Source organism: Micromonospora sp. NPDC047521, assembly GCF_055587305.1.
In genome coordinates this window covers 424,808-440,412 of the sequence record NZ_JBVJGN010000002.1, presented here as the reverse complement: position 1 = coordinate 440,412, position 15,605 = coordinate 424,808, and the positions used below count along the sequence as shown (strand labels likewise).

At 70.9% G+C, this 15,605-nt stretch carries 18 protein-coding genes; 13 read left to right on the top strand and 5 right to left on the bottom strand.

Features of this window, described 5'->3' with window-relative positions; genetic code table 11:
• Positions 1-78 precede the first annotated feature (78 nt).
• The 8 genes from ACZ6N8_RS05975 to ACZ6N8_RS05940 all read left to right on the top strand — a co-directional run bounded on the left by ACZ6N8_RS05975 (position 79) and on the right by ACZ6N8_RS05940 (position 5,621).
• Complete coding sequence (locus ACZ6N8_RS05975) at positions 79-486, top strand: hypothetical protein (RefSeq protein ID WP_387116925.1); 408 nt, start codon at positions 79-81, stop codon at positions 484-486.
• A 69-nt stretch (positions 487-555) separates the two neighbouring features.
• The gene (locus ACZ6N8_RS05970; RefSeq protein WP_466007880.1) at positions 556-1,404 is read left to right on the top strand and encodes a hypothetical protein; all 849 of its coding nucleotides are present in this window, start codon (positions 556-558) and stop codon (positions 1,402-1,404) included.
• A gap of 82 nt (positions 1,405-1,486) precedes the next feature.
• A complete protein-coding gene (locus ACZ6N8_RS05965; RefSeq protein ID WP_466007878.1) occupies positions 1,487-2,068 on the top strand; it encodes a DUF4178 domain-containing protein in 582 nt (193 codons plus the stop codon).
• Between the two features lie 92 nt (positions 2,069-2,160).
• Complete coding sequence (locus tag ACZ6N8_RS05960; RefSeq protein ID WP_387116916.1) at positions 2,161-2,937, top strand: hypothetical protein; 777 nt, start codon at positions 2,161-2,163, stop codon at positions 2,935-2,937.
• 72 nt (positions 2,938-3,009) lie between these two features.
• A complete protein-coding gene (locus tag ACZ6N8_RS05955; protein ID WP_466007876.1) occupies positions 3,010-3,660 on the top strand; it encodes a hypothetical protein in 651 nt (216 codons plus the stop codon).
• A gap of 9 nt (positions 3,661-3,669) precedes the next feature.
• On the top strand, positions 3,670-4,479 hold the full coding sequence (locus tag ACZ6N8_RS05950; RefSeq protein WP_466007874.1) for an SDR family NAD(P)-dependent oxidoreductase: 810 nt from the start codon (positions 3,670-3,672) through the stop codon (positions 4,477-4,479).
• 167 nt (positions 4,480-4,646) lie between these two features.
• The gene (gene pyrE, locus ACZ6N8_RS05945) at positions 4,647-5,186 is read left to right on the top strand and encodes an orotate phosphoribosyltransferase (RefSeq protein ID WP_466007872.1); all 540 of its coding nucleotides are present in this window, start codon (positions 4,647-4,649) and stop codon (positions 5,184-5,186) included.
• Between the two features lie 57 nt (positions 5,187-5,243).
• Positions 5,244-5,621, top strand: a complete 378-nt coding sequence (locus tag ACZ6N8_RS05940; protein ID WP_030332125.1) for an ArsR/SmtB family transcription factor — start codon at positions 5,244-5,246, stop codon at positions 5,619-5,621.
• 170 nt (positions 5,622-5,791) lie between these two features.
• Here the strand turns inward: ACZ6N8_RS05940 and ACZ6N8_RS05935 are convergent, their stop codons facing one another.
• Entirely contained in the window at positions 5,792-6,574 is a 783-nt protein-coding gene (locus tag ACZ6N8_RS05935; protein ID WP_466008326.1) for a DedA family protein, read from the bottom strand.
• Positions 6,575-6,735: 161 nt separating this feature from the next.
• Positions 6,736-8,301, bottom strand: coding sequence for an LPXTG cell wall anchor domain-containing protein (locus tag ACZ6N8_RS05930; RefSeq protein ID WP_466007870.1), 1,566 nt, complete (start codon positions 8,299-8,301; stop codon positions 6,736-6,738).
• 183 nt (positions 8,302-8,484) lie between these two features.
• On the opposite strand from ACZ6N8_RS05930, the gene ACZ6N8_RS05925 reads away from it, so the two are divergent.
• Together ACZ6N8_RS05925 and ACZ6N8_RS05920 are read left to right on the top strand one after the other, a co-directional pair.
• Complete coding sequence (locus ACZ6N8_RS05925) at positions 8,485-8,970, top strand: SigE family RNA polymerase sigma factor (RefSeq protein WP_364369788.1); 486 nt, start codon at positions 8,485-8,487, stop codon at positions 8,968-8,970.
• On the top strand, positions 8,967-10,031 hold the full coding sequence (locus ACZ6N8_RS05920) for an LCP family protein (protein ID WP_466007868.1): 1,065 nt from the start codon (positions 8,967-8,969) through the stop codon (positions 10,029-10,031). Before ACZ6N8_RS05925 ends, ACZ6N8_RS05920 begins: the two co-directional genes overlap by 4 nt.
• A gap of 60 nt (positions 10,032-10,091) precedes the next feature.
• Here ACZ6N8_RS05920 and ACZ6N8_RS05915 read toward each other — a convergent pair whose 3' ends face one another.
• Positions 10,092-11,654: an LPXTG cell wall anchor domain-containing protein gene (locus ACZ6N8_RS05915; RefSeq protein ID WP_466007866.1), complete on the bottom strand. Its 1,563-nt coding sequence runs from the start codon at positions 11,652-11,654 to the stop codon at positions 10,092-10,094.
• A 143-nt stretch (positions 11,655-11,797) separates the two neighbouring features.
• A complete protein-coding gene (locus ACZ6N8_RS05910) occupies positions 11,798-12,010 on the bottom strand; it encodes a hypothetical protein (protein WP_466007864.1) in 213 nt (70 codons plus the stop codon).
• A gap of 125 nt (positions 12,011-12,135) precedes the next feature.
• Here ACZ6N8_RS05910 and ACZ6N8_RS05905 point away from each other — a divergent pair, with 125 nt between their 5' ends.
• Positions 12,136-12,519 (top strand): phage holin family protein, encoded by a 384-nt coding sequence (locus ACZ6N8_RS05905; protein ID WP_466007862.1) that lies wholly within the window; start codon positions 12,136-12,138, stop codon positions 12,517-12,519.
• A 135-nt stretch (positions 12,520-12,654) separates the two neighbouring features.
• Positions 12,655-13,680: a class II fructose-bisphosphate aldolase gene (fbaA, locus tag ACZ6N8_RS05900; RefSeq protein ID WP_466007861.1), complete on the top strand. Its 1,026-nt coding sequence runs from the start codon at positions 12,655-12,657 to the stop codon at positions 13,678-13,680.
• A 50-nt stretch (positions 13,681-13,730) separates the two neighbouring features.
• Here fbaA and ACZ6N8_RS05895 read toward each other — a convergent pair whose 3' ends face one another.
• Positions 13,731-14,924, bottom strand: coding sequence for an LOG family protein (locus ACZ6N8_RS05895; protein WP_466007859.1), 1,194 nt, complete (start codon positions 14,922-14,924; stop codon positions 13,731-13,733).
• A gap of 248 nt (positions 14,925-15,172) precedes the next feature.
• Between ACZ6N8_RS05895 and ACZ6N8_RS05890 the strand changes: the two genes are divergently transcribed.
• Positions 15,173-15,601 (top strand): DUF3151 domain-containing protein, encoded by a 429-nt coding sequence (locus tag ACZ6N8_RS05890; protein WP_466007857.1) that lies wholly within the window; start codon positions 15,173-15,175, stop codon positions 15,599-15,601.
• Positions 15,602-15,605 lie beyond the last annotated feature (4 nt).

Below are 15,605 nucleotides of genomic sequence, written 5' to 3'. Positions count from 1 at the left end.
GCTGCGGCGACGATCAAGAGGTTTGCGTCATCGGGACGTCTGCAGATGACGCAAACCTCTTGATCAACAGGGTGGGAGGTGGACGATCGGGGAAAGGGTGAGGGCATGTTCGGGATGCGGAAAGCGTGGGAACGGGACCTCGGTGCGGCCGTCGACCAGTTGGTGTCGGCTGACACGCTCGCCTTCGGCGGTGTCGGCATCGCCAACACGCTGCTGCCGGTCACCGAGGCGTACCACCGGGTCGAGGCCGCCCTCGCCGACCACCCCGAGGAGGTACGCCGACAGCTCGACCGGGTGCTGGCCGACGGCACACCCGCCGGCCGGGCGTACGCGGCCACGCTGCTGGAACGGCTCGATCCGGCGGCGGCCCGGGCGGCGTGGACGTCGCTGCGGGACGACCCGACCGAGTTCACCACGTTCGTCGGGTGCGTGATGGACCGCGAGACCCTCGGGAACTACGCCACCCAGCGCCTCACCGCAGCATGATCCATTCGCCGGTCGGGGCTGTCCGATCGGTCCTGCCGGCGGCCGGTGACCCGCCGTACGTTGCGAGCCATGAGTCCGCCCGCCACCGCGATCCGCCCGCCCCGGCCCGCCACCGTGACCATCGCCTTCTGGCTGCAACTCACCGTGGTGCTGGTCCTGCTCGGCCTGGCCGCGCTGGTGGCCGCCGAGGCGGTGCACTTCGACAGCCAGATCGACCGCGCGGTGCGACTGGTGCCGGACGCCGACCCGGCCGAGGTGGCCGGGGAACGGCAGGGCAACGTCGCCATGGCGCTGATCTTCGGCATACCGGCGGTGCTGCTCGCGATGTGGCTGGCGGTGACCGCCGCCCCGGTCCGACGGGGCGCCAACGTCGCGCGGATCCTGGTCTTCGTCGCCAGTGGCACGCAACTGCTCGTCTGCTTCGCCCAGTGCTGCTCCGGCGGGTTCCTCGTGCCCCTGCTGACCACCGCCGAGATGGAGACGGAGCCGCCGGCGGAGTGGGACGCGGAATGGGAGACCTCCACGTTCTTCGACACGCTCTACGCCGGCACCGACCCCTGGGACGACCTGTTCTTCCCGGCGGCGGGTCTGGGCGTACTCACCGTCCTGACGCTCACCACGGCGGTGGTCCTGCTGCTGGCGCTGCCGCCCGCGAACCGCTGGTTCGTGCCGGCGACCGCGCCCGCCCAGGCGCAGCCCGCCCCCACCGCCTGGGCACTGCCCGTCCCCACCTACGCCCCGACCGGGTACGGCTATCCGGGCGTCCCGCTGGTGCCGCCGGGTGCGGGTGTGCCGGGCCTCCTGCCGCCGGGCCAGCCGCTCCCGCCCGGCTACCTCATCTGCCCCGACCCGACCGCGCACCTGACCACGGGCACGACGGCCGGACCGCCGGCGGCGGCACCCGACGACTCCCGCTAGCTGAGCTGTCGGCCACAGGACCGGCCACGCGGGTGCCGAGGATTGTTAACGTCTGCGCCGACGTACCTGGGGAGGTGGTCGGGTGGACGCGCTGGTGACGTCCCTGGTGGCGGGCGGTGTGCTCGCGGCGGTGGTGGCCGTCGTGCGGGCCCACCGGGCGGCGACGGCCCGGCCCGGCGGCCGGCCGGTGGAGGCGCCGACCGGCGGCCCGCACCGCCTGGCCCTTGGCGACCGCGTGCGGATCCGCCGACAGGAGTACGTCGTCAGCGGCACCATCCGCCTCGTCGAGGGGGACTGGAGCTGGGTGCAGCACCTGCTCGACGACGGGTCCGGCGGTCGACGCCGGCTCTCCGTGGAGGATGGCCCCGAGTTGGAGCTGGTGCTCTGGACCGCCGAGCCCGGCGCGAAGGTCAGCCCGGGCGCCCCGACGATCGACCTCGACGGGCGGCGGTACACCTGGTCCGAGACCGGGCAGGCGCGCTACACCGCCATCGGTGAGACCGAACTTCCGTCGGCCGGGACGATGCGTTACCACGACTACCAGTCCGGCGGCGCCGCGCGACTCTCCTTCGAGGCGTACGGCGAGGAGGGCTGGCGGGTGGCCCGCGGCGACCTGCTCGACCCCGCCGACCTGGCGATCCGACCCACCCCCGAGGGGCACTGAGCCCGGTCGGGCGGGGACGCGCCGGCCCGCCACGGCATGCCCGGGTGGCCGGTTGTCGATACGGTGTGGGCGCGATCTAGGGAAGGAGAATCGTGGTCGATACCCAGAGCACGCCGGCCCGTCAGCGGCCGTCCATCGTGACGATTTCCAGTTATCTGCTTTTCCTGTTCCTCGCGTGCCAGGTGATCAGCCTGATCATCACGCTCGCCACCATCGGCAAGACGCGGGACGCGATCCGCGACGCGTACGCGGGCAGTTCCATTCAAAATCCCGACCAGGTGGCGGATGTCTTCTTCGCCATCGGTATCGGGAGCGGCATCCTGCTGCTGCTGCTCGCGATCGTGCTGGGCGTGCTGGCCCTGTTCAACAACCAGGGCCGCAACGGCTCCCGGATCACCACCTGGATCGTCGGCGGCATCATGATCTGCTGCACGGGTGGCGGCCTCATCAGTGGTGCGGCCGGCAGCTTCACCAGCGGTGGGGACACCGCCGGTGGCCCGAGCGGCGAGGAGGTCCAGCGCCGCATCGAGGAGGCTGTGCCGTCCTGGGTCACCCCGGTCAGCCTGCTGCTGGGTGTGGTCAGCCTGCTCGCCCTTCTCGCGGCGCTGATCCTGCTGGCGCTGCCGAAGGCCAACGAGTTCTTCCGCAAGCCCGCCGTCGGCTGGGAGCCGCCGACGCCGGGGGCCAGCTACCCGGGGTACCCGCAGACTCCCGGGCAGTCCGGTCAGCCGGGTTACCCGTCGACCGGCGAGCCGGGCTACCCGTCGACGCCGGGGCCGGTGCAGCCGAGCACCCCGCCGTCCAGTGCGGACCGGCCGGACGACACCCCGCCGGCCGACCGTCCCGGCACCACCCCGCCGTCGAGCTGACGGCTCGATAAGCACGACGCCGACGATCCCTCCGAGTAGGTTGCAACCCGACGCCTACCGGAGGGATTCGTCGTGTCGTACCCCGAATCGGCACCGGCCCGACGGCCCGCCGTGGTCCTGCTGGCCACGGCGGTGCTGTTGGTGATGGCTGTCGCCGCGCTCGCGTACACCGTCGTCGACCTGGCGGTGCTGGGGCGGACTGTCGACGCGTTCCGCTCGGCCGCCCGGGACACGTCGGCGAACCCGCAGCAGATCGACGAGGTGGCGACGCTGTTGCGGTTGTCCACGGTGCTGACGGCTGTGGTGGCGGCGTTCTCCGCGGTCCTGCTGGCCGGTCTGGCACTGGCGCTGCTCACTGGTAGGCGTGGCGTTCGGGTGGCCACCTGGGTCGTCTGCGGGCTCGGCCTGCTCGCCGGCTGTTGCAGCGTGGCCGTGCTCGTCGGTGAGCGCGCCGCGCCGCTGCGGCTGGGCGACGGCGAACGGGCCACCGCCGAGCTGCTGGGCCTGATCGCGGACGCGTACCCGTCGTGGTGGATCCCCGTCAACGCCGGTCTTTCCGTGGGGCAGGGCCTCGGTTACCTTGTGGTAGCTACGTTGCTGGCACTGCCGGCGGCGAACGCCTGGTTCGGTCGACACCGCCCGTCGGCGCCGACCGCGCCAGCCGCTCCGCCCGGGTTCCCACCCGCACCGCACCAGCCGCCGCCCCCGTATCCGCCCAGGTGAGGACCGCCCGTGACGCTCGACCCCGCGACCGCCGAGCGACGGGCCCTGGTCACCGGCGCGACAGCCGGCATCGGTGCGGCGTTCGCTCGACGGCTCGCCTCCGACGGTTGGCACCTGGTGCTGGTCGCCCGGGACGCGGGCCGGCTGACGGAGTTGGCCGCCGAGTTGGGGTCCCGGCACGGCCACGAGGTGGAGACGCTGTCGGCGGACCTGTCCACCGACGACGGCTGCGACGCCGTCGAGCAGCGGCTGAGTAGCGGCAACCCGGTGCACCTTCTGGTGAACAACGCCGGCATCAGCCTCAACAAACCGTTCCTCCGCTCCACGGCCGAGGAGGAGGCGCGCCTGCTGCGGCTCAATGTGCACGCCGTCATGCGACTGACCCTCGCAGCGCTGCGACCGATGACCGAACGGCGCGCCGGGGCAGTGATAAATGTCTCTTCCGTTGCGGGTTTCGGCGCGGTGATGCCGGGATCGACCTACTCGGCCAGCAAGGCGTGGGTCACCAACTTCAGCGAGTCTGTGGGCCAGTCGGCGCGGCCGTACGGGGTGCGGGTGATGGCCCTCTGCCCCGGCTACACCCGCACCGAATTCCACAAGCGGGCCGGCATCAACATGTCGAAGACACCTGAGTGGATGTGGCTGAAAGCCGAGGACGTGGTCGACGAAGCCCTACGTGACCTGGGCAAAGGCAAATTGGTAAGCATCCCGGCGTGGAAGTACAAGGTGGCCGTCGCCGGTCTGCGCCACGCGCCGCGCCGGCTGCTCCAGGTGGTCGCGCGGGACACCCGCGGCCGGATCGGTCGCGACGAACGCTGAGCGCCGCACCCGTCCAACCCCCGGTCGTCGCCGTGACAACGTTGGCGCGCCGCAATCGAGCCGGTCGCTCAGCGTAGTCATGCATCGCCAACCATCGGTCCCTCGTCAGCCTGATCGGGGTGGGCCGTCCACACGGCGTCCAGACTTGCGCAGTAACCTCTATCGCCATGGGGGACCACGACGACCTGCGTAAATTCATTACCGACCTGGCTGTGGTGCACGGACGGGTCGTGCTGTCCTCGGGGCGCGAGGCAGACTGGTACGTCGATCTGCGACGTGTCACGCTCCATCACCAGGCCGCTCCGTTGGTCGGTCGAGTGCTGCTCGACCTCACCGCCGACTGGGAGTACGACGCCGTCGGCGGACTCACCCTGGGCGCGGACCCTGTCGCGCTCTCGATGCTGCATGCCGCCGCTCCGACCGGTCGCGCTCTGGACGCCTTTGTGGTGCGCAAGGCGGGCAAGGCGCACGGTCTGCAGCGGCGGATCGAGGGACCGGAGGTGGCCGGCCGCCGCGTGTTGGCGGTGGAGGACACGTCCACGACGGGCGGAAGCGTTATGACCGCGGTCAAGGCGCTACGTGAGGCCGGAGCGGAAGTCGTGGGTGTGGCGGTTATTGTTGATCGAGGCGCCGGCGACGCGGTGCGAGCCGCCGGATTGCCGTACCGGGCGGCCTATACGTTGGCTGACCTCGGCCTTGTGGCGTAAAAATTTGCCGATTCGGATCTGCTGATATGCAGGCGGATCGATGCTGCTGGTGGAAGGATGGAATACGTGGGAACTGCGTTGGCCGAAATGACTATGCCTCAGATCTCGCCGCTTAACGGCGAGCCGATCGAACGTGCCGATGCCGAGCGTCTCGCGGGGGTCCTCAAGGCCCTCGCCGATCCTGCTCGGCTGCGGCTGCTCAGCCTGATCCAGTCGGCCCCCGAGGGCGAGGCGTGCGTCTGTGACCTGACCGCACCCCTCGGCCTCTCCCAGCCGACGGTCAGTCACCACCTGCGCATCCTCACCGAGGCTGGCTTGCTGCAGCGGGAGAAGCGCGGTGTCTGGGCGTACTACAGCCTGGTCCCGAGTGCGATCGCGACGATCGCGGACCTGCTGACCCCGCCGCGCAAGCGGGCCACCAAGAAGGCCCGCTGACGTAGGCGCTGCGCACCGTCCCACTCCGGGACGGTGTCCGGTGGCGAGCCAGGGGTGGCGCCACCGGTCACTGATACCTGCTCGTCCCCGGCCGCACCGCCGGAGGCCGGGTCCGACATGCCGACGGCCGACCCCCGCACCAGGGGGCCGGCCGTCGTCGTACCCGATGCTCAGTGGTCCTGGCCGTGTTGCGGCCGCCGCCGGTCGTGCTCGTCGTCGTGGTCGAACGCCTCGCGGACCGCGTCCACCGCGCCGGCGGCGCTTGCCGCCGCGACCACGGCGACCGCCTCGCCGCGCTTACGGGCCCGCCTGTCACGCAGGAACTCGAAGAAGATCGGCAGCACCGAGATCACGATGATCAAGGCCACCACCGGCAGGATGTAGTGGTCGATCTTGTCGCCGATCGCCCGGTAGATCCGGTCGGCAAGCAGGTAGCCGATCAGCAGGATGCCGTCCACCCAGAGCACCGCGCCGACGATGTTCCAGATCAGGAACTGCCGGGCCGGCATGCCCAGCGCACCGGCGACCGGGTTGAGGAAGGTGCGGACGATCGGGATGAAGCGCGCCAGAACCACTGCCTTCGCCGGGCCGAACTTCTGGAAGTAGTACTCGGCCTTCTCGACATACTCCTTCTTGAAGAGCCGCGAGTTCGGCCGCTCGAACATCGGCCGCCCGTACCGCGCGCCGAGCCAGTGGCCCAGCTGGGCACCGACGATCGCGCAGATCGGCCCACCGATCAGCAGGCCGGCCAGAGAGAGCCGGGTGCCGTCACCGAAGATGGCGTCCGCCACCGGCGAAGCCGCCACGCCGGCGAGGAACAGCAGCGAGTCCCCCGGGAAGAAGAAGCCCACCAGCAGGCCGGTCTCGGCGAAGAGGATCACCCAGACGCCGATCAGCCCGAAGGTCTGCAACAGCTCCTTGGGGTCGAGCGGGTTCAGGGCGACGCTCTCCATGAGAGCGCGGGTCGTCTCAGCTGTGTCCACGGCCACAAAGGGTACCGAAGGCGCAGCCGCGGGCCGCGCCGGACCGGGCCTTCCCACACACCCGCGCCGCCACGAACGACGGTGCCCCGCCGACCGGCTGGTCGGCGGGGCACCTATCGGCGCGGAAAGGATCAGGCGACGAAGCGGGTCCGGCGACGCTTGGCCACCAGGTAGCCGCCGACACCCGCGGCGAGCAGTAGCGCGCCGATGCCGGCGATCAGGCCGGTCGACTCACCGGTGATCGGCAGCGCGCCGCCGTCACCCTCGCCGCCCTCGCCTCCACCCTGGCCGTCGGTCGCGCCCTTGATGGTGAACGCCGCGGTGTCGTTCTTCGGGTCGAGGTCGGCGACGGTGGAACCCTGCCCGTCCAGGTTGAAGTGCAGCAGGTGGACGGAACCCGCCGCGGCGGCCAGCTTGTCGATGCGCAGTCCGAACTCGAACACGGCGGCGTCACCCTTGTGCAGGTTGCCGTACCACTCGCAGAAGTAGACGCGAGCACCCGGCTCGCCGTAACCGCCGACCTCCTCGCCGTTCTCGAACGGGGAGCAGTCAGCCGGCGCGGTCACGGCGGTGGCACCGGCCGGAATGGTGATCTCAGCTGCGGTGACGAGCTCATTCGGGGAATACGAATTGATCATGGCTGGCCCGTTGTTGGTGAACCCCACCTTGGCGGTGACCGTCTTGCCGACACCACCAGCCACCTGGGTGCCGTTGGCGGCCACGTCGGCCCGCTGGTTGCCAGTCACGGTAGCCACGATCTCGGTGTGGTTGTTGCTGGAGTCCTTGTCGGTCTGCTTGAGCTGCCGGGCCAGCGTGGTCGGCGCCGGGACCAGGCTCAACTCGGCGCCGGTGCCCTTCTCCCAGTCGTCGCTCTCGAACGGGGAGTCCGCGAGGAACTCGGCCCAGTCGCCATCGGCGAACCACAGTCCCGAGCCGTACTGCGTGCTGGGGGCCCAGGTGTCCGACGCGATCTTCAGCGCGGACGAGGCGTCCAGTTGGAGGACGGCACCCGGCTCGATCCCCTGCTTGAACTCGCACTGGGCGAAGTTCGCCCCGAACTCGCTCAGGTAGGAGCAGTTCGAGTACCGCTGGGCGGGGGCGATGCTGGACATGGTGCTCAGGAGCAGCACCGTGTTGCGGGCAGCCTTGTCGCCGACGTTCGCGACCCGCAGCGGCGCCTTAACCGAGGCACCTGGCGCTCCGGAGACCTCGAGCGTCTCGTCCGCCTTGAGATCGACGCCCTCGCCAATCTCGACGGTGGACATGACGGTGACGCTCGGACGGCCCTTCGCGGCCAGAGTCAGGTTGAGGTCACCCTTCTGCCCTACCTTGGCGGATTTCTTGGCCTTGACGGTCAGATCGAGGACGTAGTCGATGGTCTCGGCGCCCTTGAACTTGCAGGCGATGACCGGACCCGACTCCGTGCAGTCCGCCGAGTCGTCGGCGAGGGTGACCGAGGCGAAGTCGGTCACTGCGCCGCGACCGACGGTGACCGTGAATTCCTCGGGCAGTGCCTCCGCGAAGGCCAGCAGCGTGACGGACTTGGCCTCACCGCCAGCGGCGAGGAGAGCGTTGTTGGCGTAAAGGAAGACCTCGTTCGAGGGCTCCTCGGCGAGGGCCGGGCTGGCGGAGGCGGCGACGAACGCGCCTGCGACGCCCAGCCCGGCGAGCCAACGCCGGGTGGAGTGGGTGAGCATGAGGGGGTTCCTCCAGTGCGGGGAAGATTCAGGGTGCAGCCCGTGGATCTTAAGGAATCCCTAAGGTTGCGCACGGCCCCGAGCACCGCCGGGAAGCCAACACGAGCCGAACGGTTGATCAGTGTCACCGCAACGTTCCGGCTACCCGCTCCCGTCATCTGAGGCAGGAGCCCGGGAGGTGCAGTGACGTACGAGGAGTTCGCGGACACGCGACTGGCACCGCTGCTGCGGTACGCGGTGATGCTCACCGGCGATCCGCATCAGGCGCAGGATCTGGTGCAGGAGACGATGGTCCGGGTCCAGTTGAACTGGCGGCGGGTCGCCCGGGCGGACTCGCCCGAGCGGTACGTGCGCCGGATGCTCACCAACCAGTACGTCGACTGGAAGCGCGGCTCGTGGATGCGCCGGGTGCTCCTGCGCGGAGAGCCCGACGAGTCCGTGCCGGCGTCCGCCGACCACGCCCAGTCGGCCGTGGACCGGGACCAGGTCTGGTCCTGGCTGTCCCGGCTGCCGCGCCGCCAGCGCGCGACGCTCGTGCTGCGGTACTACGAGGACCTGCCCGACGCCGAGATCGCCGAGATCCTCGGCTGTGCCGTCGGGACCGTACGTTCGTCCATCTCCCGGGCCCTGGCCACGCTCCGGGCCGAGTACGTGGAGGTTCGCTCATGATCGAGGATGACCTGCGTGCCGCCTTCGCTCGGCACGAGCCGCTGACCCCGCCGACAGGTCCACTGCGGGCTGCGATCGACCGCCTGGTGGCGCGTCGGCGTCGCCGTCGGCGGCGGTGGCAGGCCGGTGGTGCGGCGTTGGCGCTGCTCGGCGTCCTGGGGATCGGGGTGCCCCTGTTGACCCCGGAGCGCGCCGGGCCGCCACCGGTCGCGGATCTGCTCGGGGAGTCCAGCCGACCGGCTCCGACGGGCGCCCTGAACATCCTGCTGCTCGGCCTCGACGGCGAGGGGCCGGAGGCGTCGCGGTCGGACGCGCTGCTGCTGGTGCACATCCCGGCCGACCGCAGTCGCCCGTACCTGGTGTCGCTGCCACGTGACCTGGACGTGTCGATCCCGGGCCACGGGACGGACAAGTTGAACGCCGCGTTTCCGTTCGGTGCCGGGTTCAGCAGGCCGCAGGCCGCGAAGGGCTACGAGCTGACCCGCCGTACGGTGGCCGAGTTGACCGGCGTACGGGTGGACGCCGGCGTGGTGCTGACCTACTCCGCGGTGCGGACGTTTACCGACACCGTGGGCGGTGTGCCTGTGTGTCTGCCCGAGCAGGTGCGTTCGGTGCACACGAAGCGCGTCTTCCCGGCCGGGTGTCAGCGTCTCGGCGGGGCTGCGGCGGTCGACCTGCTGCGTCAGCGCTACGGCCTGCCGAACGGTGGCCAGGACCGGGAACGCAACGCCCGGCTCTTCGCCGCCGGGCTGCTCCGGCAGGCCACCGACCAGGGCGTGCTCACCGATCCGGTACGCCTCGCCAGGCTGCTGGCCGCCGTCGGCCCGGACCTCGTGGTGTCACCCGACCGGGCCGCCGCGCTGGACCTGTTGCGGCTCGTCCCGGCGCTGCGGTCGGTCGAGCCGGTCGGGCTCAGCCTGCCGGTCGTCGAGTCGGCCGGACCTGCCTGGCACCTGCGCCTCGACCCGAAGGGTGCGCCCGAGTTCCTGGCCGCGCTGCGGGAGGACCGGCTCGGCGACTGGACGGCCCGCCACCCGAAGCGGGTCGACGCCGTCCGTTGAAGCGGTGTGCGGCGACGCGCCCCGCCGTCCAGATCTGGACGGCGGGGCGCCACGCTGACGTCAGGCGATGAACTGGGTCGTCCGACGCCGGGCGAGCAGGTAGCTCGCCACACCGGCGACGAGCAGCAGGCCACCGATGCCGGCGAGCAGGCCGGTGGGGGTGCCGGTGATGGGTAGCGTGCCACCGCCACCGCCAGCGCCGTCACCCGGGTCACCGCCGCCGGCCCGCGCGTTGACCAGGATCGTGGCCCTGTCGTTGGCGGGCTTGATGTCGTTCTCGAAGCTGCCGCCGGCGGGGCATTCGCACGGCGCGTTGACCCGTACCGCACCCCGGGCGTTGGGGATGACCCTGTCGATGCGCAGCTGGAAGTCCATGGTGTAGCTCTTACCCGCCACCAGGAGCATGTCCGAGGCGCACACGTACGTCCGGGTGCCCTGGCGCAGGTGGCAACCGACGGGGGTCCGGACGGCGGTGGTGCCCGGCGGTAGTTCGACGTCCGTGTGGGTGGCGGCCTCGTAGTCAGCGTTCACCTTGTCGAGCGTCGCCGGGCCGTTGTTCCGGAAGCCGACGGTTGCCGTGACGACCGCGCCGACGCCGCCCTTGAGGGTGTCGCCGATGGCCGCGAGGTCGGTGCCGTTCCTGCCGGTGACCTTGACGTTCCACCCGGTGTAGTCGTAGCCGGGGCCGACGTCGGTCTGGTCGGCCTGCCGCATCCTGCTGGGAGCCTCGGCCAGGGTCAGCTTCGCGCCGCCGCCGCGGGTGGCCGCCCGGGCGCCGACGTCGTCGCGTACCCGGCCCAGGTCCTCGAAGTCGGCCTTGGTCATGAACTGGGCGTAGCCGGACTGGTTGCTCGGGGCGTAGGTGTCCCTGGCGAGTTGTAAGTCCAACGTGGTGCCGACTGCCTCGCCGGCCGGGATCTCCTCGTCGAACTGACAGGAGAGCAGGTGGTCGCCGGAGTAGAGGCAGTTGCTGAACCGGTCCGTGGCCCGGAACGAGTAGCGCAGGTCGAAGACCGCGACGAAACCCCTGACGGTCGTGGCGCCGACGTTGGCCACGACAAGCGGAAGCGTGACAGTTCCGCCCGGCGTGCCGGAGTGGTCGGTGAACGGACCGCCGGCCAGGTCGACCCCCTCGCCGATGCGAACCTGCGAGGTGTAGCTGCCGCGCTGCCCGCCGGCAGCCTCGAAGCTGACAGCGATGTCGCCGGAGTCGCCGAGCTGCGCGTCGTCGGTGGCGGCGATGCGTACCCGCTCGGCCACGCCGCGGTGGATCCCGCCGCCCAGCGGCGGCAGCTCGCTGATGTCGATGCCGTAGGGATCCTCGCAGACCAGGACACCCGGCTCCGGCGCTGTGCACGTCTGGCCGTCGGCCGGGGCAACAGTGATCTTGTTGGCCAGGGAGCGGTAGTCGTACCGCAGGAAGACGTCGGTGAGGACCGTCGGCCGGTCGGCGAACAGGAACAACCGGCGGGTGACCGGCGCCGCGCCGACGGCCAGCGTGGAGTCCTGGAAGTAGGGCTCGACAGTGGGTGCGGGGGCGGCCACGGCGGGGGTGACGGAGGCGGCGACCAACGCGCCTGCGGCGCCGAGGCCTGCCAGCCAGCGGATCGGGTGCTTGAACATGGGGGTCCTCCCGTGGAAAACGGTGGCGCCCGTCCAACCTAGGGAGACGGCGGCATCTCCGGTGGCTCTGACGGATAGATGTCCGTCAAAAGGCCCGAACGGCCTACCACCTCTGCCGCAACGGGCAGTAGGCCCCCCGGTGGCTAGCGGTAGTCGTCCTCGTCCCCGGTGACCACCCGGGCCTGCTCCATCGCGTCCCAGTCGTCGACCTCCAGGCCCCGCTGCGGCTCGCCGTCGACGTCGGCGGGGCCGGCCACCGTGGCCTGCTCGACCGCGTCGGCCGGCTCCGCCTCGGGGTCACGCTCGTCCGCGGCGAGGTGGTCGCCGGGGGTGAAGTCCTCGTCGGGCTGACCCATCGTCCCTCCCGGGGGTCTCGGTGCACGGTCCCCACCCACCGTACGGGCTGTGCCGGCGGCACGCCCGGAAGCCGAGTCGGCGGAATCGCCCCCTCGGGGGTGCGCGCCGATGCCAGGATGGGGCCGTGGGCTTCCTCATTCGACTGGCGATCACCGCTGTCGCGCTGTGGATTACCACGCTGATCGTGCCCGGGGTGGACGTGAACGGCCGCTCGGGCGGCAACACGGTCCTCACCCTGATCGTGGTCGCCCTGATCTTCGGCGTGATCAACGCGGTGCTCAAGCCCGTGATCAAGGTCGTGGGCTGCGTGTTCTACCTGCTGACCCTGGGCCTGTTCGCGCTGGTGGTCAACGCGCTGCTCTTCCTGCTCACCGACCGGATCGCCAGCGGGCTCGACCTGCCGTTCCAGGTGGACGGTTTCTGGCCGGCCTTCTGGGGAGCGATCGTGATGACAGTGGTCACCTGGCTGATCAGCGTCATCGTGCCGGACAACCTGGACCGCCGGTGAACGGCCGTACCCGGGTCGGTTGTTCCGACGCACCTCACCTACGGGATACTTCCGGGTGGAGGACAGCGCGGTCCGGCGCACACGTGAACAACAGCGGCCAGCACGGCCGAGAGTGGTAAGTAAGGAGCGCATCACATGCCCATCGCTTCCCCCGAGGCTTACGCGGAGATGCTGGACCGCGCCAAGGCTGGCCGGTATGCGTACCCCGCGATCAACGTGACCTCCTCCCAGACGCTGAACGCGGCGCTCAAGGGCTTCGCCGACGCGGAGAGCGACGGCATCATCCAGGTCTCCACGGGTGGCGCCGAGTACCTGTCCGGCCCCTCGATCAAGGACATGGTCACCGGCGCGGTGGCGTTCGCCGCGTACGCGCACGAGGTGGCCAAGAAGTACCCGGTCAACATCGCGCTGCACACCGACCACTGCCCGAAGGACAAGCTGGACGGGTTCGTGCGTCCGCTGATGGCCATCTCGCAGGAGCGCGTGAAGCGCGGCGAGCAGCCGCTGTACCAGTCGCACATGTGGGACGGCTCGGCCGTGCCGGTCGCCGAGAACCTCCAGATCGCGTCGCAGCTCCTCGACGAGGCCGCCAAGGGCAAGATCGTCCTCGAGATCGAGGTCGGCGTCGTCGGTGGCGAGGAGGACGGCGTCGAGAACGCCATCAACGACAAGCTCTACACCACTGTCGAGGACGGCCTGGCCATGGTCGAGGCGCTCGGCCTCGGCGAGAAGGGCCGCTACATGGCGGCGCTGACCTTCGGCAACGTGCACGGCGTCTACAAGCCGGGCAACGTCAAGCTCCGCCCCGAGATCCTCAACCAGATCCAGGAGGCGGTCGGCGCCAAGTACGGCAAGGACAAGCCGCTCAGCCTGGTCTTCCACGGCGGCTCCGGCTCCCTGCTCAGCGAGATCCGCGAGGCACTGGACTACGGCGTCGTGAAGATGAACATCGACACCGACACCCAGTACGCCTTCACCCGACCCGTCGCGGACCACATGCTCCGTAACTACGACGGCGTGCTGAAGATCGACGGCGAGGTCGGCAACAAGAAGCAGTACGACCCGCGTACCTGGGGCAAGGCCGCCGAGGCCGGCCTGGCCGCCCGGGTCGTCGAGGCGTGCGAGCACCTGCGCTCCACCGGCACCACGATGGCCAAGTAACGACGTTCGACAGACGGCCGGCTCTCCTCACGGGGAGCCGGCCGTCGCCGTCAGGTCGTCAGCAGGCGTACGGCCTCGCGGACGTCGTCGGTGAGGTGGATCGTCGCCGACAGGTCGCCGAACGGCGACGCCGCCAGCAGCGGGCGCAGCAACGCCTCCACCGGCAGCTCGGTGGTCCAGTAGCCACGATCCAGGAAGATGTACGCGCCGCTGGCCCCGTCGGTGCCGTAGTAGGTCTTGGTGGCCGCCTGGAACACCTCCTGCACGGTGCCCGCCCGCCCCGGGGCGAAGACGATGCCGCCGCGGGCGAGTCGCAGGATGGTGTCCTCGCGGATCGCGTTGGAGAAGTACTTGGCGATCCGACCGGCGAACAGGTTCGCCGGCTCGTGCCCGTACAGCCAGGTCGGGATGGCCAGCCCACCGGCGCGCGCCCACCCGGCGTCGGTGCGACGCTGCCGGGGCACTCCCGCGTACCGCTGCCGTACCGCCAACGCCGCAGCCGTGTACCTGTGGTGGTCGGTGAAGTCGGGCGCCGCCGCCAGCAGGTCGATAGCCGCCGTCAGCTCCGCCGCCGACTGGTCCGCCAGGTACGCGCCGAGGTTCGCCGCCTCCATCACGCCGGGCCCGCCGCCGGTCACCACCAGCCGGTCGGCCCGCGCCAGCTCCCAACCCAGCACGGCGGCCATCCGGTACGCCGCACTGCCGCGCCGCACCGCGTGCCCGCCCATGATCCCCACCACCGACTGCGGCCCGTACGCGGACAGCCAGGCCCGGGTGGCGTCGCCCAACGCGTTGTCCACGCCGTGATCGTGCAGCCGCTGGCCGAGCGCCTCCTTGACGTCCGGCAGCGCGCCGCCGTGCGCCCGGTAGTGCTCGTACACCCGGGTGTCGTACATCCCGGCGAACCCGCCCTCGGCGAACCCCTCGGCCAGCTCCTCAGGGGTGTAGAGGTGCGTCGGCTGGGTCGGGTACGGCAGCCCGGAGAACGGCGGCACCACGTTCGCACCGCGCCGGACCAGGTCGGCGCCCACGTCCCGGGAGGCGAACCGGCAGCCCACGAAGAGGGTGCCCGCTACCTCGACGCCTGTCAGGTCGGGCACCGGGTCGAGGTCGAGGCGCAGCCCCTGCACGGTCAGGCCGGTCAGTCGGCCGGTGGCCAACTGCCTGTCGAACTCGTCGCGGGTCTGGATCTCGTCGGTGTGCAGGTGCGGCTCGATGACGTCCGCGGGAGGTGGGGTCGGCACCCGGCAATCCTGCCCGCCCGCCGCCACCTGCCAAACCCGGGGCCGGCGGTGGCACGACAGGAGCCCGGTGGCCGTGGCCGCCGGGCTCCTGCGTAACCGGGTCCTGGGGAGGCTCCGGACCATTAGTTGTAATAGAAAACACCTGGCGGCGGCATAGGCCGCAGGCGTGAGCAAACCCTCAGCCGTTCAGCCGAACGCGCCGGCCGACCCGCTCGCGTGTCGCCCTGTCCAGCGGGTTGAATGGGGCGATGCAGAACCTTTTGCCAGAGCCACCGGCCACCCTCCTGCCCGCGCACGACGAGGCTGACGCCGCCCTGGCCGCCGCCGAGGAGGCCGGCACGGACGAGGCGTTCGCCGAGGTGGCGGCCCGTTTCCCGACCTACAGCGCGGCGTGGGCCGCGCTCGCGGCCCGGGCGTTCGCGCAGGGTCACGTGGTGACGGGGTACGCGTACGCGCGCACCGGCTACCACCGCGGCCTGGACCAGCTGCGCCGCAGCGGCTGGAAGGGCCACGGCCCGGTGCCGTGGTCGCACGAGCCGAACCGGGGCTTCCTGCGCTGCCTGTACGTGCTCTCCCGGGCCGCCGACGAGATCGGCGAGGCCGACGAGGCGGCCCGGTGCGCCCAGTTCCTGCGCGACTGCGACCCGTCGGCGGCGGACGCGCTGGCCAGCAACTGACAGG